Consider the following 16,624-nt stretch of genomic DNA (forward strand, 5'->3'; position numbering starts at 1 on the left):
CCGGTCAGGCCGCCACCCGGTACCAGCCGTTCCCCGACCGGAACCACAGTTCCCCGTTGCGCCCGTACGCCCGCTGCCGGTCGAGCTCGCCCGGCAGGCCGAGCGGCGCGCGCCGGAGCTCCTTCCAGCCCGCTCCGACACGTTCGGCCCAGAGCAGCCCGGACCGGTGGTCCAGGAAGACCGCCCGGTCGCCGCGGACGGCGAACCCGACCGGCTCGCGCACCGGGAGCGGCAGCGACGACGACGGCCCGCCCGCGGGATCGACCCGGGTGAGGAAGCTCCCCTTGGTGTCCGGGTACCAGGCCAGCCAGACGGCCCGGCCCTCGGTGGCGGCGGCGAGCCCCTCCAGCGGGTACCCGGGCAGCTCGCCCCGCTCCGGGCTCCACACCGTGCGGCCGGCCGTGTCCATCCCGTGCAGCCCGGTCTGCGAGGCGGGGTGGTCGCCGTGGACGCCCTCGTCCCCGTAGGCCATCCAGATCCGGCCGTCGCGGTCGGTCACCAGCGCCTGGATGCAGTGTCCGAGCGTCAGCTCCCGGGCGGGCAGGCCGTCGGGCCCGTGCACGACGGCGTTGCGCTCCCACCCGTCCGCCAGCTCGTCGGCGCCGGCGCACACCACCAGGGTCCGACCGCCGGGCAGCATCGCCAGGTGGTCCGGGTGGACGGTGACGCCGCGCAACTGCATCCGCCACTCGCCCTCGGGCGTCACCGTGACCAACTCGGCGTCGCAGGGCAGGTCGAGGCGCACCCAGCCGTAGGCGTTCGACAGCTGTTCCTCGGACACCACCAGCACGACCAGCTCGCCGGCCGGCCCCACCGTCCAGGCGAAGGCCCGGCGGCCCGCCTTGAACTCCTGCTCGGGCAGCCGCCAGACCTCAACCGGATCGTTCATCCGAGAAGACTCTCAGACGCCGAACTCGGCGGTGATCACCGCGCGCGCCAGCGTGTGGAAGGTGATGTGGAAGCCGACCTGGGCCGGCGGCGTGTCGGCGGAGACGTCCAGCGCGTCCACGTCCAGCGCGTGCACGGCGAACGCGTACCGGTGCGGGGCGCCGGGCGGCGGGGCGGCGCCGTCGTACTTGTTGCCGGGGAAGTCGTTGCGGGCGTGGAAGGACGCCTCGCCGGGCAGGTCGGCGTCGGACGAACCGGCGCCGCGCGCCAGGGCCGCCGTGTCGGCGGGCAGGTTGAGGGCGAGCCAGTGCCACCAGCCGGAACCGGTCGGGGCGTCCGGGTCGTAGCACGTGACGGCGATGGACCGGGTGCCCTCCGGCAGGCCGGACCAGGCCAGCTGCGGCGAGAGGTTGCCGCCGGAGTAGATGAACTCCTTGGCCAGCGTGCCGCCTTCGGTGATGTCCTCGCTGGTCAGCGGGAAGGAGGGCACCTGCGGCAGGAACTCGTACGGCAGCGGCGGACGGACACTCATGAATGGTCACCTCTCGACAAGCCGGGAACGGCCGCGGACGGCCAAGGTCAGCCGGGGGAGCCGGAAACGGCTCGGACCGGGCTGAATGACGCGATTCACTTTAGTGGGGTGCCACCACGGCCCGCCCCGTCCTAGAGTCGGGACATGGCCTCCAAACTCGCCCGCCTGCTCGCCGACTCCCGCCGCGCGCTCTTCACCATGCTCGGCGTCCTGGCCGTCATCTGGCTGGTGCAGCTGGTGAACTGGACGGACGACTACGGGCTCTCCCGCGAGTGGGGCCTGCGCTCGCAGCGCCTGGACGAACTTCCCGACATGTTCACCATGCCGCTGCTGCACGGAAGTTGGGAGCACATCGAGGCCAACTCCTGGCCCCTCTTCGCCTTCGGCTTCCTCGCCGCCTACCGCGGCATGAAGAAGTTCCTCTGGGTCTCCCTGGTCATCGTCCTCACCGGCGGCCTGACGATCTGGCTGTTCGAACGGCCCGAGGCGGTGACGGTCGGCGCGAGCGGCATGGTCTACGGCTACTTCGGCTACGTGGTGCTGCGCGGCCTCCTCGACCGCAACCCGCTGGACGCGGTCGTCGGCGTCGTGATCGCGGCGGTGTACGCGTACGTCCTGCTCGGCGTCCTGCCCGGCGACCCGGGGATCAGCTGGCTGGGCCACCTCGGCGGGCTGATCGGCGGCCTCGCCGGCGCCTGGCTCCTCCGCAACCGGACCCCGCGACCGGCCGCCGCCCCGCGACCGGCCGCCGCGACCGCACCCACCGCCTCCGGCCCCCGGGCGGCCCTGCACAAGGAGCTGGACGACCTGGGCCTCTGAGCCACCCCGAGGGCCTGCGGAGGCGAGCCGGGGGCGTCGGGGACGAGCCGCCGGACGAGCCGGCAGACGTGCCGGGGGCGCACCCGGCCGGCCAGGTCTAGACCAGCCCACCCCCTCCGGCTAGCGTGGGAGGGCACCCGCCCCCTGCTCCGGAGCCGCACCGTGGAGTCGTCCGTCCTCGCCTTCGCCACCGACCTGCTCGACGAAGGCGCCGACACCTTCTTCGGCAACCTCACCGACCGGGCGGGCGTCGGCGGCGTCACCCTCGCCTCGGTCTACCACGAGGCCCGGGACGTCTTCCCGCACAACCCGCACCGGGTGATCCGCTACCTGGAGCCCGGCGCCGCCTACTTCCGGCCCGACCCCGCCCGCTGGGCCGGCCGGCGGCTGCGGCCCGCCCCCTCCACCGCGATCGGCGACCGCGACCCCTTCGCCGAGGCCGCCGCCGAGGCCGGGCGCCGCGGGCTGAGGCTGCACGCCTGGACGGTCTTCTGCCACAACGACCGGCTCGGCTTCGAGCACCCGGACTGCGCGCCCGCCAACGCCTTCGGCGACCGTCACCTGACGGAGCTCTGCCCGGCCAACCCGGAGGTCCGCGAGTACGCGGTGACCCTGGTCGGCGAGCTGGCCCGGTACGGGGTGGACGCGATCCGGGCCGAGTCGCTGCACTTCCACGGCCTGCGCCACGGCTACCACCACGAGCGCTACTTCGAGGAGCTGGGCCCGGTCGCCGAGGCCCTGCTCGGCGTCTGCTTCTGCGACCACTGCCGCGCCGCCGCCACCCGCGCCGGTGTGCCGGCCGACGAGGTGGCCACGGCCGTCCGCGCCGAACTGCGCCGCCGGCTGGCCGACGACGCGGCCGCCGCCGCACCGGGCGCCCTGGACGAACTGGCCGGCGGCGCGTTCGCCGCCTACGTGGACGCCTCCGCCGCGACGGTGACCTCGCTGGCCGCCGAGGTGGCCGCGGAGGCGCGGCGGCACGGCATGCGGCTGAGCTTCATGGACGGCGGCGGCCCGGGGAAGGGCTGGCTCTCCGGCATCGACCTGCCCGCGCTCACCAAGGCCGCCGACCAGATCGAGACCCTCGGCTACGCGAGGACCCCGGAGGCCGTCCGCGAGAAGGTCGCCGCCTTCGCCCTGCACGGCGTCCGCCCGCAGGGGATGGCGGTGATCCTGCGTCCGATGGCCTCGGACTGCGACGGCCCGGCCAACCTCGCCGCCAAGATCGCCACCCTGCGCGAGCTGGGCGTGCCGGAGGTCGAGTTCTACAACTACGGCCTGATGCGGCTCTCCTCGATGGACCGGATCGGCGCCGCCCTCGCCGGGTAGGCCCCCGGGGCGCGGCCTCAGCGCCGCCGCCGGGACGTCCCGAACAGGCTGCGCGAGATCTCCCGGCCGAGCTGCGTCCCGGCCGAGCGGGCGAAGGACTTCAGCGCCGCGTTGCTCATCAGCGCCCCGAGCAGCCCGCCACCGTCCTTCTCCTCCCGCTCCTCCCGCTCGTCCCGCCCGCTCCCCGAGGGCGCGCGCCCCGCCGGGGGCGCGGGCTCCGTCACCGGGGCGGCCTCCGGTCGCGCCGCCCGCGCCGCCAGCTTCTCGTACGCCGACTCACGGTCGACCGCGTCCCGGTACCGGGCCGTCAGGGCGGACGCGTCCACCGCCGCCCGCAACGCCCCCGCCTCGACCGGCCCCATCAGCGACTGCGGCGCCCGCAGCCTGGTCGCCGCCACCGGCGTCGGCGCGCCCCGCTCCGAGAGCACCGTCACCACCGCCTCACCGGTGCCGAGCGAGGTCAGCAGCTCCCCCAGGTCGTACACGGAGGACTTGGGGAAGGTCGAGACCGTCGCCCTGAGCGCCTTGGCGTCGTCCGGGGTGAAGGCCCGCAGCGCGTGCTGCACCCGGTTGCCCAGCTGGGCCAGCACGTCCGACGGGACGTCCTTCGGCGTCTGGGTGACGAAGAAGATCCCGACGCCCTTGGACCGGATCAGCCGGACGGTCTGGGTGATCGCCTCCAGGAAGGCCTTGGACGCGCCGTTGAACAGCAGGTGCGCCTCGTCGAAGAAGAAGACCAGCTTGGGCTTCTCCAGGTCCCCCACCTCGGGCAGCTCCTGGTAGAGGTCGGCCAGCAGCCACATCAGGAAGGTGGAGAAGAGCCGCGGCCGGTCCTGCACCGCGGGCAGCTCCAGCACCGAGACGACGCCCCGCCCGCCCCCGCCCTCCGGGCCGGACGCGTCCCCGTCCGTCGTCCGCAGCAGCTCCGCGGTGTCGAACTCCGGCTCGCCGAAGAACGCCCCCGCGCCCTCGTTCTCCAGCAGGGTCAGCGAACGCAGGATCACCCCGGCGGTGGCGGCGGAGAGGCCGCCGATGCCCTTCAGCTCCTCCTTGCCCTCCGGCGAGGTGAGGAAGGTGATGACGGCGGTGAGGTCCTTGAGGTCGTACAGCTCCAGGCCGCTGCGGTCGGCGTAGTGGAAGACCAGCCCGAGCGAGGACTCCTGGGTCTCGTTCAGGTCCAGCACCTTGGAGAGCAGCAGCGGGCCGAAGCTGGTGACGGTGGCCCGGACCGGGATCCCGGTGCCGAGGCCGCCGAGTGCGTAGAACTCGGCCGGGCAGCCCTGCGGCGACCAGCTCTGTCCGACCTCGGCGGCGCGGGCGGTGGTCCGCTCGCTCGGCGTGCCGGGCGCGGAGACGCCGGAGACGTCGCCCTTGACGTCGGCCAGGAACACCGGCACGCCCTGCGCGGAGAGCTGTTCGGCGATCAGCTGGAGGGTCTTGGTCTTGCCGGTGCCCGTGGCGCCCGCCACCAGCCCGTGACGGTTGAGCACCCCGAGCGGCACCCGCACCTGGGCGCCGGCGTGGGCGGTGCCGTCCAGCAGCACCGCGCCGAGGTCGAGGGCCGGCCCGGTGAAGGCGTATCCGTCGGCGATCTCCCGCACCCGGGCGGGCAGGCCGGCGGCGGACGACGGCTCGACGGGGGACGGCTGCCCGGCGGGGCTCGACGGCTCGGCGGGGGGCATCGGATCACACTCCAGAGGCAGAGCTGAGGAACGACGTTCGCGACATTTCCCATGAAACAGCCGCAATCGTCCACCCGCAGCTCGCGTTGGAGCGCGTGGCGGCGACGCGGCTGCTGGGCCATCCGCCGCCCAAACGGTAGGCTTTCCGTGTGATCTTCAAGCGCATCGGCAATGGGCGGCCGTACCCGGATCACGGCCGGACCAGCACCCGCCAGTGGGCGGACGTCGCCCCGCGTCCGGTGCGGCTGGACCAGCTGGTGACCACCAAGGGCCAACTCGACCTGGAGACCCTCCTCGCGGAGGACTCCACCTTCTACGGCGACCTCTTCGCCCACGTCGTGAAATGGCACGGCGACCTCTACCTGGAGGACGGGCTGCACCGGGCCGTGCGCGCCGCGCTGCAACAGCGCCAGGTGCTGCACGCCCGTGTCCTCGAAATGGAGTGACGGGCCGCTCCCGCGTGCACCCGCACCGCCTTCCGGCCTCCCGCCGGAGGGCGGTCGGTTCGTACCCGGATACCTCCGTTCGGGTACCGGCGTACTCCAGATGATGATCATTTAGTACCTTCGCAGCCGTCCGGCACTAGTCTGCTGACTACGGCCGCGACCACGGCGAACGCCAACCCCGGCCGACCCGTCACCCGATCCCCGCCCTGGCACGAGGGGGAGACAAACCGTGAGCATGTTGACTCCCCAAGGCCTGAAGGGGAAGCAGTACCGCGTCACCGGCAACAGCTATCCACGGCTGGGCCGACCGCCCCGGAAGAGCCGCAAGGTCATGGCCCTGATCGGCTCGCTGCTCGCGCTGGCGCTCATCGCGCTCGGCGGCGTCCAGCTCTACGACATCTTCACCGGCAAGGGCAAGAACGCCTCCGCCCAGGCCTGCGCGTCGCCGTCCGGCAAGGCACTGGCCGCGCCCACCCCCACCCCGGACGCGTCCCCCGGCGCCCCCGGCGGCGACCCGCACGCCATCCCGCAGCCGGCCGGCTTCAAGCTGAACGTCTTCAACGCCACCACCAAGTCCGGCCTGGCCGGGCGGACCGCCGACGAGTTCACGAAGCGCGGCTTCACCGTGGACAAGAAGGGCAACGCCCCGGCCGAGCTCGACAAGAAGGTGCCCGGCACCGCCGTGGTGATCGCCGGCCCGGCCGGAGCCGGAGCCGCCACCCTGATCAGCTCGCAGATCGCCGGCGCCACCATCAGCACCGACGCCCGCACCGACAACAGCGTGGACGTCGTCGTCGGCGACAGCTACAACGCCCTGCTGGACGAGACCCAGGCCGCCGCGGCACTGGCCCTGGCGACCAAGCCCTCCCCGACCCCGAGCACCACCGGCAGCTGCTGAGCGGCCCGGCCCCGGACGTACGAGAGCCCCCCGGCACGGTGCCGGGGGGCTCTCAGCTGCTCGGGGGGAGGGTGCTCAGCCCGCGGTGCCGTAGAGGCGGTCGCCCGCGTCGCCCAGGCCGGGGACGATGTAGCCGTTCTCGTTCAGCCGCTCGTCGACCGCGGCGGTGACGACGGTGACCGGAAGGCCGGTCAGCTCCTTCTCCATCACCGCGACGCCCTCGGGCGCGGCCAGCAGCACCACGGCGGTGACGTCGGTGGCGCCCCGCTCGATCAGCATGCGGATCGCCGCGACCAGCGTGCCGCCGGTCGCCAGCATCGGGTCGAGCACGTAGACCTGGCGGCCGGAGAGGTCGTCCGGCATCCGGGTGGCGTAGGTGGAGGCCTCCAGGGTCTCCTCGTTGCGCACCATGCCGAGGAAGCCGACCTCGGCGGTCGGCAGCAGCCGGGTCATCCCGTCCAGCATGCCGAGGCCGGCCCGGAGGATCGGCACCACCAGCGGGCGCGGGTAGCTCAGCCGCGTGCCGGTGGTGACCGCCACCGGGGTGGTGATCTCCACCTCCTCGGTGCGGACGTCCCGGGTGGCCTCGTAGGCGAGGAGGGTCACCAGCTCGTCGGTCAGGCGACGGAAGGTCGGCGAGTCGGTGCGCTCGTCGCGCAGGGTGGAGAGCTTGTGGGCGACCAGGGGGTGGTCGACGACGTGGATCCGCATGCATCGAGGTTAGCCCGGCCCGGACGCCCGTACGACACGCCGCGGCCTGCCGTGTTCACTCTGCAGTGACACGCCGTGACGCACCGCGAATCTCAGGACGGAACGGCCTCCTGTGGTATCAACCGGACCGATCTGGGAAAGTCACGTCGTATGACGAGCAACCCGAGGACCGGGGACGGCTCGGCGGACGGGCTCCCGGGCCCGTCGGGCGGGCGCCCGGACCATCCGGAGACCGAGGCGGAACGCCGCAAGCGGCGGGCCGTCTTCCTGCGCGAGCTCGCCGAGGCGCGCGAACTGCGTGAGCGGGTGCAGCCCCGCCGGACCAAGGAACGGCGGATGCGCGAAGCCCTGCGGATGCGAACCTTCCGGATCTGAAGGGTCTCCCGTCCCCTCCGGATCACTCCCCCGCCCCTCCCGGGCCCCCTTCCGGCCACCGCGCGACCGCCGCGCGACCGCCGTTCGAGCGGTCTCGGCGCGCCCCGGCGGGCGTACACCGGCCCCCGGCCAGTCCTTCCGACACGACCTGCAAAGACGCGCTGCCGAACACCCCCCGCAACGGCGGGCTTTCTGTCACGATTCCGATGGGACGGTCCGAACAGCGGACCGCCTCTGGCGCGGGGGCGGCCAGGTTCCGCGTTGCCCGAGCGCGCCGACAGCCGAGACCGAGATCTTGGGAGTGTCCCTGGTGGCGTACTTCGCTGCAGTGCTTGCTCGCACCGAGGACGGGTGGGATGTGAGCGAGACGGAACTCGACGACGTCGAAACCCTGGCCGATCTGGCCGATGTGGCCCGCGAGGCCGCCCAGGACGACGACAGCGTCCTGGTCTTCATCGAGCAGGAGGACGCCTGGTTCGCCGTCGTCCGGGTCGACGGTGAGGAGGACCCGCGCATCTTCGTGTCGGACGGCGCCGCCGCCGCGCGCAGCTCGTACGGCTCCGTCCTCACCGACGAGCTGGTCGACCAGGCCGGCGAGAGCGAGTTCGGCGACCTCGACAACCTGGTCGCCGAGCTGGAGGACGAGGAGGTGGCGCAGGAGCAGGAGGAGGACGACGACGCGGGCACCCGCGGCGGCGTCCCGGTCGGCCCGCTGGGCGACTCCCACCTGCTCTCCGAGTTCGGGCTGCCCTCCGAGGAGCTGCTCGCCCTCAGCGGCGAGGGCGCCGTTCCGGGCGACGCCCTGGAGGAGATCGCCGAGGCCCTCGGCTGCGGCGAGGTCCTGGAGGCGGTCCGGTAGCGACCGGTGCCCGTCACCGGATGCCGGACACTGGATGCCATGCAGTCCGCGTCCGCCCGCCAGACAGTCCTACCGGCTGTCCCGCAGATAGCCCCGCTCCCCGCCCCCGTCCGCCCCGACCCGGTCCGCGACCGCTGGGCGGCGCCGATGCGCCTCGCCATCGCCGAGGCCGCACTGGCGCCGGCCACCGGGGACGTCCCGGTCGGGGCGCTCGTCCTGGGCCCGGACGGCGAGGTGATCGGACGCGGCCACAACGAGCGCGAGGCGGTCGGCGACCCGACCGCCCACGCCGAGGTCGTCGCCATCCGCGAGGCGGCCGCCAATTTGGGAGCGGCCGCGCGAAGCGCTCCGAACAAGGGTGGCGGCGGGCGACGGGAGGGCGAGTGGCGCCTCAGCGGCTGCACCCTCGTGGTCACCCTGGAGCCCTGCACCATGTGCGCGGGCGCCATCGTCCTCTCCCGGATCGACCGGGTGGTCTACGGCGCCCTCGACGAGAAGGCCGGCGCCGCCGGCTCCCTCTTCGACGTGATGCGCGACCGCCGGCTCAACCACCGCCCCGAGGTCGTCCCGGGCGTCCTGGCCGACGACTGCGCCGAACAGCTCCGGGCCTTCTTCGACACCCACCGCTGAACACCCACCGCCGAACACCCCGCCGAACACCGCCGCGCACCCCCGCAGGCGACCCGCAGGACCCCCTCCCGATACGGATTTCGTGACGGAGCCACCCGTCCGGTAGAGTTCCCCTCGGTAGCGTGTCCGAGCGGCCAAAGGAGCACGCCTCGAAAGCGTGTGTGGGGGCAACTCCACCGTGGGTTCGAATCCCACCGCTACCGCCAGCAACACGAGGGCCCCGTCCGCACCGGACGGGGCCCTCGTCGTTCCCGCGCACCCTCATACGCGGAAAGGGCTCCGCGCCCTGGGCCGATGACCACCAACGCCCTTCGAGCACGGAGCCTGGAGGGGGGAGCGGCCCAGGGGGGAACAACCGCTCCCCCGGGCGGAGTCCCACAACCGGGGCCGCGTCGGGGGAAGTCGCGGTGCCCGGTCCCACAGCGGGGAGCTCCGGATCCACACACCGGGGATTCCTGCCAGATCCTCGGCACATCAACCATCCTGCTCGACGCATCGCGCCGGGGCACCCGGAGAAAGGCCCCACTCAAGGGGACCTTCGTCCCGCCGGGCGAACGCGTCGCACACTTGATAGGCCGTCCGGTGGATAAGCTGCCCAATGCAGAGGGACGCTCGGGGACCGAATGGCGGCGGCCCACAGCAGGGAGGAAGGCCACCGGATGGCGCAGGCGAAGAAGATCGGCATGGTTCTCCTGCTCGTCTTCGTGCTCTACACGATCATCACCTCGCCGGCCCGCGCCGCCGAGCTCGTCCAACTGGGCTTCGAGGGCATCTCGAACGCCGCCAAGGCGATCGGCACCTTCATGACCGGGCTGGTGAAGTAGCCGCTCCGGCACCGGCTACGGTGGGCGCGTCCCTCAACCCCCCGTCCGCGAGGAGCGGCATCGTGATCCGGCACCTGGTCCTGTTCAAGCTCAATGAAGGCGTCAGCAAGGACGACGAGCGCGCGCTCGCCGGCGCCAAGGCCTTCGAGGCCCTCGGCCCGGTCATCCCCGAGCTGCGCGAGTGGGAGTGCGGCTGGAACACCACCGAGCGCGACATCGCCCACGACTACGCGATCAACAGCCTGGTCGAGGACCGCGAGGCGCTCCAGGCCTACCTCACCCACCCGGCCCACCAGGCCGCGGCCGGCCAGTGGCGCGAGTTCGCCACCTGGGTGATCGCCGACATCGAGGTCTGATCCCGGGACATCCCCCGGACGGACCGCGGCGCCCCTCCCGAGACCCGGGCGGGGCGCCTTGCTCTGTCCCGGAACGATCCTCCGGAGGCCGCGCCGGAAGACCCGGTGAAGCACCCCCGCACCACCAACACACCTCTACGCGGTGCTTGCCCGACCTGCGCCCGCCTTGTGATGCTATGACCGGTTTTGCCGGACATGGCGAGGTGGTGAACCCAGACGCGACGCCCGATCCGCAAGTCCCACCATTGTCGACTTTGGGAGGGGTGACGTGTCCGTGCGGACACCAGGGAGCGCGCCGGGAACCGATACCGGGCCGGCCACTGCACAGACCAGTACGGGGGCCGCCGCACCGGCGCCGGCCCCGCCCGCACAGGGCCAGGCGCAACCCCCGGCCCAGCCCCCGCCCCAGACCCCGCCCCAGGCTCAGGCCCCGCCCCAGAGCTCCGTTCAGGCTCAAGCCTCCGTTCAAGCCCAGGCCCAGCCCCCCGTCCAGGCCGTGCCGCCCGAGGAGGTCCTGGCCGCCGTCATCGGCCCGGCCGGCGAACTGCGCCCGGACGGCCTCCGCGGCCCCGGCGGGCGCCCCGTGGTGGACGTCCGGACGCTGACCCGGGTGCTCTTCGAGCGGCTCGCCGAGCTGCCCCCGGACACCCCCGAGCGGGAGCGGGTCCGGGCCGCCCTGATCGAGGTCAACATCCCGCTGGTCCGCTACGCGGCGACCCGGTTCCGCAGCCGCAGCGAGCCGATGGAGGACGTCGTCCAGGTCGGCACGATCGGCCTGATCAACGCGATCGACCGGTTCGACCCCACCCGCGGCGTCCAGTTCCCGACCTACGCCCTGCCGACCATCCTCGGCGAGATCAAGCGGTACTTCCGGGACAACGTCCGCACCATGCACGTGCCGCGCCGGCTCCAGGAGCTCTGGGTGCAGGTCAGCGGCGCGATGGAGGAGCTGACGGTGACCCACGGCCGGGCCCCCAAGGTGCCGGAGATCGCCGCCAGCCTGCGCATCCCCGAGGAGGACGTCCGGGCCTGTCTGGACGCCGGGCGGGCCTACAACGCGGCCTCCCTGGAGGCGGCGCAGGAGCACGAGGGCGGGCTCGCCCTGCTGGACCGGCTCGGCTACGAGGACTCGGCGCTGGCCGAGGTCGAGCACCGGGACATGGTCCGCCACCTGCTGGTGCAGCTGCCGGAGCGGGAGCGGCGGATCGTCATGCTGCGGTTCTTCGCCAACCTGACGCAGTCGCAGATCAGCACCGAGCTGGGGATGTCCCAGATGCACGTCTCACGCCTTCTGTCCCGGATCCTGGCCAGGCTTCGGACCGGCAACTCCTGGGAAGACTGAGCATCACAATCCCCTCAGAGCACGGCAAAAGGGCACCCGGAACAGGATTGCTGCGCGTTACCGACGCGTGACGTCTTGCGACGTTCGGGTTTGCCGGGGACCGTGTTCCGGTATGGAGGGGGAGGGCGTCGCCGGGAACCTCAGTGCGACAGCCCCCGTTCAACTGTCAGTCACAAGGGGGTGGGTGCATGTCCGGAGATCTGGGCGCTGCGGAGATCCACGGTGGTCGGGCCAGTGGCACAACGGTCGCCGTCGACCTGATCCCGGTGCAGCGCGGCCCGGCCGCAGCCCCGCCCGCCCCCGGGGCCCCGCCGGGGACCGTCGGACGGACGGTGCCCGGGGCGTCCGCCCACGCGCCCGCGGAGGCACCGTCCGGTGCCGCGCTGGACACCCGGACGCTCTCCCGCTCGCTCTTCCTGCGCCTGGCCGCCCTGGAGGCCGGCAGCGCCGAGCACACGTACGTCCGCGACACCCTGATCGAGCTCAACCTGCCGCTGGTCCGGTACGCCTCGGCCCGGTTCCGCAGCCGCAACGAGCCGATGGAGGACATCGTCCAGGTCGGCACGATCGGCCTGATCAAGGCGATCGACCGGTTCGACCCGGAGCGCGGGGTGGAGTTCCCCACCTTCGCGATGCCGACCGTCGTGGGCGAGATCAAGCGCTTCTTCCGGGACACCAGCTGGTCGGTCCGGGTGCCCCGGCGGCTCCAGGAGCTGCGGCTGGCGCTCACCAAGGCCGGCGACGAGCTGGCCCAGCGGCTGGACCGCTCCCCCACCGTCGCCGAGCTGGCCGCCTGCCTGGGCGTCAGCGAGGAGGACGTGGTCGAGGGCCTGGCGGTGGGCAACGCGTACACCGCCAGCTCGCTGGACTCCAGCCCCGGCGAGGAGGACGGCGACGGCCCGCTGGCCGAGCGGCTCGGCTACGAGGACCTCGCGCTGGAGGGCGTGGAGTACCGCGAGTCGCTGAAGCCGCTGCTGGCCAAACTGCCGCCGCGCGAGCGCCGGATCATCATGCTGCGGTTCTTCGCCAACCTCACCCAGTCGCAGATCGGCGAGGAGATCGGCATCTCCCAGATGCACGTCTCCCGGCTGCTGACCAGGACCCTCACCCAGCTGCGCGAGGGCCTGATCAGCGAGGGCTGACGGCACGCCCGGGCCCCCGAGTGCCACCCGGCGTCCTGACGCGCCCCTGAGGGGCGCTCAGGGCGCCGTGAGCAGGTTGGCCCGCAGGCCCTCCAGCACCTCGTCGTCCAGCCCGAGTCCGTCCCGCCAGAACCCCTGGAAGGTGCCCCAGCCGGTCGCGACCTCCTCGAAGGCCGCCTCCAGGTAGGAGCGCTCCGCCCGGAAGACCGGGAGCAGCAGCTCCGGCTCCTGCATCAGGCCGCGGGTGAAGAAGCTGTCGACGATGTTCTCGACGATCCCGGCGGAGCGCTCGTTGGTGAGCAGGTAGTCGGCGAAGACCGTCTCGCGGTCCACGCCGAGGGCGGTCAGCAGGATCGCGGCCGTCCAGCCGGTGCGGTCCTTGCCGGCCGAGCAGTGGAAGAGCAGCGGCGGGCCGTCCGGCGCGGCCAGCAGGCGCAGCACCACGGCGAAGCGCTCGCGGGCCACCTGGTCGGTGACGAACCAGCGGTAGAGGCCGGTCATCATCGCGGCGGCCCTGCCGTCGCCGAGCAGGGCGCGCTGCTTCTCCGGGCTGCGGTCCGCCAGCGCGTCACGCAGCGTCACGTAGATGTCGAAGTCGGCGGCGAAGACCGGCACGTGGTGCAGGGTCACGCCGTCCGGCGTGGCGGGCTCCACGGTGATCGGGGTGGCCGACATCTCGGCGGCCGCGATCGCGGCGACCGGCAGGCCGGGGACCCGGTCGGGGCCGGCCTCGCGGACCTCGTCGAGGCTGCGCAGGTCGACCACCTGGCGCAGGCCGAGTGAGCCGAGCAGGCCGAGATCCGCGTCGGTGAGCCGGTTGAGGCCGTCGCTGCGCAGCGCGACGCCGTGCCGCAGCACCGTGCCGCCGGCCGCCCGGTAGCCGCCGAGATCGCGGGCGTTGACGGCGCCCTGCAGGCCGAGGCTCCGGGCCGGCAGGTCCGCGTCCGGGGCGCCCTGCACCGCTTTCCGGGTGGCCTCGATAACGGCGGTCTCGGTCTGCTGCTCGGTCACGCGGCGGCCTCCATTGGATATTCGGACTGTGACATGGCACAACCCTGCGCGATATTGCATGAACCTGCCCGACGGAACGGGAGGATGTGCCAGAGTGTCATGCGCAACGCCGCCAGTGTAGGGCGCGCCACAGCCAGCCCCAGCGCACGGTGGGTGACCAGCGGTAACGCTCAGGCTTCGGGTTTTAATTTTCAATTCATTATTTGCGCAGCGGGTGCAGTTCCGGCCACAATCAGCGCCTTCATGGCATCGCCATGAACGTTGGTAACAGATTCGCTGCACTCCCGCCCATTTGGTCCCAATCGGTGCGGAGTCTCCACCAGGATGGGCGCCGGGCAGCCTGCTGCCCGCGAACAGCGACAGGGCAGGCGAGCGCCGAGCAGCGGAGCGCCCTGCCCAGGGGAGGAACACACATGGGTCGAGCGACCCGAAGAGTTGCCGCATGCGCGGCAGCAGTCCTGCTGGCCGGCGGCCTGCAGTCGTCCCTCGCACACGGTGCCAGCACGGCTCCCAGGATCGACCTCACGGTCCTGGTGATCAGTGACGGCGGGCCCGCGACGGCGGCCGTCGCCGCCGAGCTGAAGAGCCAGGGCACCCCGTACAAGGTCGTCGACCTCAACGACGCCAACCGCCCGGTCATCGATGCCGCCTTCCTCAGCGACACGGTCAACGGGCAGCCTCGCGGCAAGTACCAGGGCATCGTCATGCCCAACAACAACCCGTTCGCGGCGGGCTCCGTCGAGATGACGGCCCTCGCCACCTACGAGGCCGCCTTCGGCGTGCGCCAGGTCGACGCGTACACCTACGCCCAGCCGGACGTCGGCCTGAACTGGGCGGCGAACCCGGGCTACATGGGCAAGCTGGACGGCGTCCAGGGCCAGGTCACCACGGCCGGCCTGGCCGGCCCGTTCGGCTACCTCAAGGGCGCCGTGCCCTTCGAGGACAACGACCCGTCGGTGGACGAGAGCTACGGCTACCTGGCCACCCCGCTGGCCTCGCTGCCGGCCGGCGCCTCGTTCACGCCGCTGGTGGACGCCCCGATCCCGGGCTCCACCGCGCGCGGCTCGCTGGTCGGCGAGTACAGCCACGACGGCCGCAAGGAACTGGTCGTCACCTTCGTCTACAACCAGTACCAGCAGCAGTACCGGCTGCTGGCGCGCGGCATAGTCGACTGGATAACCCAGGGCGTCCACCTCGGCTACGACCGCAACTACTTCGCGGCCCACGTGGACGACGTCTTCCTGGCCGACGACCGCTGGGACACCGCGCTGAAGTGCACCCCCGGCGACGTCACCTGCCCGCCCGGCACCCCCGAGACGGCCAACCCGATCCGGATGACGGTCGCCGACGCGCAGTACGCCAAGCAGTGGCAGACCGCCAACAACTTCACCATGGACATGGTGTTCAACGGCGGCGGCAGCGAGGACTGGAAGGCCGACCACGAGACCACCACCGACCCGGTGGTGGACCAGATGATCGCCGACCAGGCCAGCTACCGGTGGATCAACCACACCTACACGCACCCGTACCTGGGCTGTCTCCAGGACGTCTCGGTGGTGCCGTGGAAGTGCACGAAGGACGCCTCCGGCAACACGGTCTGGGTCGACCAGGCCACCATCACCTCCCAGATCAAGAACAACCTCGACTGGGCCACGGCGCGCAACCTGCACCTGGACAAGACCGAGCTGGTCACCGGTGAGCACTCCGGTCTGCTGACCGCCCCGCAGGAGACCAGCGACAACCCGTACCTGGCCCCCTCGCTGGTCGCCAACGGCGTCAAGTGGACGGCCAGCGACGCCTCCCGCGAGCCCGCCCAGCGGGCCGTCGGCTCGTCCACGCTGACCGTGCCGCGGTACCCGATGAACGTCTTCTACAACGCCGGCACGGCGAAGGAGGAGACCGACGAGTACAACTGGATCTACACCAGCGCGGCCAAGGGCGGCAGCGGCGTCTGCGAGAACAACGCCAACTCCACCTGCCTGCCGGCACCGCTGGACGTCAACACCGGCTACCAGTCGTACATCGTCCCGCTGGAGGCCCGGATCGACCTCGGCCACGTGCTGAGCAACGACCCGCGGCCGCACTTCATCCACCAGTCGAACCTGTCCGAGGACCGGATCGTCTACCCGGTGCTGGAGAAGGTCCTCTCGACCTACCGCTCGCTGCACGCCGACAACGCCCCGATCGTGAACCTGGCGCAGAAGGACATCGGCGCCGAGTTCCAGCGGCGCGCGGCCTGGAACGCGGCCCTCGCCTCCGGCCAGGTCACCGCGTACCGGGTCGGCGACACCGTGACGGTGTCGGCCCCGGCCGGCGTCCAGATCCAGGCCACCATGCCCACCGGCACCACGCAGAAGCTGTCCATCGGCACCACGCCGTTCGGCACCGCGTACGCCGGTACGCTGTCCGGCTGGGTGAAGCCCGCTCTGCTGCAGAGCGCCGTGACGCTGAAGCTGGCCGCAGCCCCGGCGGCGGCCCCGGCCGTCACGCCGAACGTCGCCGCCCAGTCGGTGACCGCACCGGCGCCGGCCGACAAGAAGGTCGTGCCGCAGGGCACCGCCGACGCCGTCCCGGCCGGCCCCGGCGACACCGTCCGGACCGACGCGCCGGTGCTGATCCCCGGCAGCGGGGCACCGGTCGCGGGCAAGGGCGCCACCACCGGTTCCGCCGGCAAGGGCACCGCCCAGGGCAGCAGCAAGACCGGCAAGGCCTCCGGGGGGAAGGCCGACCCGGCGAAGAAGACCGCCGGGACGACCGGCACCCGCTAAGAGGTGATACCG

17 protein-coding genes and 1 tRNA gene are annotated in these 16,624 nt (G+C 72.5%); 13 read left to right on the forward strand and 5 right to left on the reverse strand.

What is annotated here, in order from left to right; genetic code table 11:
• Window positions 1-4 precede the first annotated feature (4 nt).
• A complete protein-coding gene (locus J5Y04_RS42420; RefSeq protein WP_245205993.1) occupies window positions 5-889 on the reverse strand; it encodes a hypothetical protein in 885 nt (294 codons plus the stop codon).
• Window positions 890-901: 12 nt separating this feature from the next.
• Window positions 902-1,420 (reverse strand): YbhB/YbcL family Raf kinase inhibitor-like protein, encoded by a 519-nt coding sequence (locus J5Y04_RS34105; RefSeq protein WP_209416421.1) that lies wholly within the window; start codon window positions 1,418-1,420, stop codon window positions 902-904.
• A 144-nt stretch (window positions 1,421-1,564) separates the two neighbouring features.
• Between J5Y04_RS34105 and J5Y04_RS34110 the strand changes: the two genes are divergently transcribed.
• On the forward strand, window positions 1,565-2,239 hold the full coding sequence (locus tag J5Y04_RS34110) for a rhomboid family intramembrane serine protease (RefSeq protein WP_209416422.1): 675 nt from the start codon (window positions 1,565-1,567) through the stop codon (window positions 2,237-2,239).
• A 162-nt stretch (window positions 2,240-2,401) separates the two neighbouring features.
• The gene (locus tag J5Y04_RS34115; protein ID WP_209416423.1) at window positions 2,402-3,568 is read left to right on the forward strand and encodes a hypothetical protein; all 1,167 of its coding nucleotides are present in this window, start codon (window positions 2,402-2,404) and stop codon (window positions 3,566-3,568) included.
• 17 nt (window positions 3,569-3,585) lie between these two features.
• Here the strand turns inward: J5Y04_RS34115 and J5Y04_RS34120 are convergent, their stop codons facing one another.
• Window positions 3,586-5,250: a helicase HerA-like domain-containing protein gene (locus tag J5Y04_RS34120; protein WP_209416424.1), complete on the reverse strand. Its 1,665-nt coding sequence runs from the start codon at window positions 5,248-5,250 to the stop codon at window positions 3,586-3,588.
• A 149-nt stretch (window positions 5,251-5,399) separates the two neighbouring features.
• Between J5Y04_RS34120 and J5Y04_RS34125 the strand changes: the two genes are divergently transcribed.
• Window positions 5,400-5,696, forward strand: a complete 297-nt coding sequence (locus J5Y04_RS34125; protein ID WP_030061387.1) for a type II toxin-antitoxin system VapB family antitoxin — start codon at window positions 5,400-5,402, stop codon at window positions 5,694-5,696.
• Window positions 5,697-5,931: 235 nt separating this feature from the next.
• Window positions 5,932-6,594 carry a LytR C-terminal domain-containing protein gene (locus J5Y04_RS34130; protein ID WP_209416425.1) on the forward strand — a complete coding sequence of 221 codons (663 nt, stop codon included), beginning with the start codon at window positions 5,932-5,934 and terminating at the stop codon, window positions 6,592-6,594.
• Between the two features lie 75 nt (window positions 6,595-6,669).
• Here the strand turns inward: J5Y04_RS34130 and upp are convergent, their stop codons facing one another.
• Entirely contained in the window at window positions 6,670-7,305 is a 636-nt protein-coding gene (gene upp, locus J5Y04_RS34135; RefSeq protein ID WP_148643971.1) for a uracil phosphoribosyltransferase, read from the reverse strand.
• 150 nt (window positions 7,306-7,455) lie between these two features.
• Here upp and J5Y04_RS34140 point away from each other — a divergent pair, with 150 nt between their 5' ends.
• The 8 genes from J5Y04_RS34140 (at window position 7,456) to J5Y04_RS34175 (ending at window position 12,833) form a co-directional block, all read left to right on the forward strand.
• Window positions 7,456-7,680, forward strand: coding sequence for a hypothetical protein (locus J5Y04_RS34140; RefSeq protein WP_209416426.1), 225 nt, complete (start codon window positions 7,456-7,458; stop codon window positions 7,678-7,680).
• Window positions 7,681-7,990: 310 nt separating this feature from the next.
• Window positions 7,991-8,539 carry a tRNA adenosine deaminase-associated protein gene (locus tag J5Y04_RS34145; RefSeq protein ID WP_209416427.1) on the forward strand — a complete coding sequence of 183 codons (549 nt, stop codon included), beginning with the start codon at window positions 7,991-7,993 and terminating at the stop codon, window positions 8,537-8,539.
• A gap of 39 nt (window positions 8,540-8,578) precedes the next feature.
• Window positions 8,579-9,169, forward strand: a complete 591-nt coding sequence (locus tag J5Y04_RS34150; RefSeq protein WP_209416428.1) for a nucleoside deaminase — start codon at window positions 8,579-8,581, stop codon at window positions 9,167-9,169.
• A gap of 116 nt (window positions 9,170-9,285) precedes the next feature.
• Window positions 9,286-9,375: transfer RNA gene (locus tag J5Y04_RS34155), tRNA-Ser, on the forward strand.
• A gap of 453 nt (window positions 9,376-9,828) precedes the next feature.
• Window positions 9,829-9,993: a hypothetical protein gene (locus J5Y04_RS34160; protein WP_174315669.1), complete on the forward strand. Its 165-nt coding sequence runs from the start codon at window positions 9,829-9,831 to the stop codon at window positions 9,991-9,993.
• Between the two features lie 62 nt (window positions 9,994-10,055).
• Window positions 10,056-10,349 (forward strand): Dabb family protein, encoded by a 294-nt coding sequence (locus J5Y04_RS34165; protein ID WP_148643967.1) that lies wholly within the window; start codon window positions 10,056-10,058, stop codon window positions 10,347-10,349.
• Between the two features lie 544 nt (window positions 10,350-10,893).
• On the forward strand, window positions 10,894-11,691 hold the full coding sequence (locus J5Y04_RS34170) for an RNA polymerase sigma factor SigF (protein ID WP_374106170.1): 798 nt from the start codon (window positions 10,894-10,896) through the stop codon (window positions 11,689-11,691).
• A 188-nt stretch (window positions 11,692-11,879) separates the two neighbouring features.
• Window positions 11,880-12,833, forward strand: a complete 954-nt coding sequence (locus tag J5Y04_RS34175) for an RNA polymerase sigma factor SigF (RefSeq protein WP_245205994.1) — start codon at window positions 11,880-11,882, stop codon at window positions 12,831-12,833.
• Between the two features lie 57 nt (window positions 12,834-12,890).
• On the opposite strand, the gene J5Y04_RS34180 is transcribed toward J5Y04_RS34175, so the two are convergent.
• The gene (locus J5Y04_RS34180; RefSeq protein WP_209416430.1) at window positions 12,891-13,844 is read right to left on the reverse strand and encodes a tyrosine-protein phosphatase; all 954 of its coding nucleotides are present in this window, start codon (window positions 13,842-13,844) and stop codon (window positions 12,891-12,893) included.
• A gap of 413 nt (window positions 13,845-14,257) precedes the next feature.
• On the opposite strand from J5Y04_RS34180, the gene J5Y04_RS34185 reads away from it, so the two are divergent.
• Window positions 14,258-16,612 carry a hypothetical protein gene (locus tag J5Y04_RS34185; protein WP_245205996.1) on the forward strand — a complete coding sequence of 785 codons (2,355 nt, stop codon included), beginning with the start codon at window positions 14,258-14,260 and terminating at the stop codon, window positions 16,610-16,612.
• The last annotated feature ends 12 nt before the right edge of the window (window positions 16,613-16,624 follow it).

This window comes from Kitasatospora sp. RG8 (assembly GCF_017813315.1).
In the GTDB taxonomy this organism is placed as follows: Bacteria; Actinomycetota; Actinomycetes; order Streptomycetales; family Streptomycetaceae; genus Kitasatospora.

Coding starts and splice junctions, on each gene's coding strand:
- J5Y04_RS34130 (WP_209416425.1), top strand. CDS start 5,932: ATGTTGACTCCCCAAGGCCTGAAGGGGAAGCAGTACCGCGTCACCGGC.
- J5Y04_RS34120 (WP_209416424.1), bottom strand. CDS start 5,250: ATGCCCCCCGCCGAGCCGTCGAGCCCCGCCGGGCAGCCGTCCCCCGTC.
- J5Y04_RS34150 (WP_209416428.1), top strand. CDS start 8,579: ATGCAGTCCGCGTCCGCCCGCCAGACAGTCCTACCGGCTGTCCCGCAG.
- J5Y04_RS34105 (WP_209416421.1), bottom strand. CDS start 1,420: ATGAGTGTCCGTCCGCCGCTGCCGTACGAGTTCCTGCCGCAGGTGCCC.
- J5Y04_RS34110 (WP_209416422.1), top strand. CDS start 1,565: ATGGCCTCCAAACTCGCCCGCCTGCTCGCCGACTCCCGCCGCGCGCTC.
- J5Y04_RS34140 (WP_209416426.1), top strand. CDS start 7,456: ATGACGAGCAACCCGAGGACCGGGGACGGCTCGGCGGACGGGCTCCCG.
- J5Y04_RS34185 (WP_245205996.1), top strand. CDS start 14,258: ATGGGTCGAGCGACCCGAAGAGTTGCCGCATGCGCGGCAGCAGTCCTG.
- J5Y04_RS42420 (WP_245205993.1), bottom strand. CDS start 889: ATGAACGATCCGGTTGAGGTCTGGCGGCTGCCCGAGCAGGAGTTCAAG.
- J5Y04_RS34160 (WP_174315669.1), top strand. CDS start 9,829: ATGGCGCAGGCGAAGAAGATCGGCATGGTTCTCCTGCTCGTCTTCGTG.
- upp (WP_148643971.1), bottom strand. CDS start 7,305: ATGCGGATCCACGTCGTCGACCACCCCCTGGTCGCCCACAAGCTCTCC.
- J5Y04_RS34175 (WP_245205994.1), top strand. CDS start 11,880: ATGTCCGGAGATCTGGGCGCTGCGGAGATCCACGGTGGTCGGGCCAGT.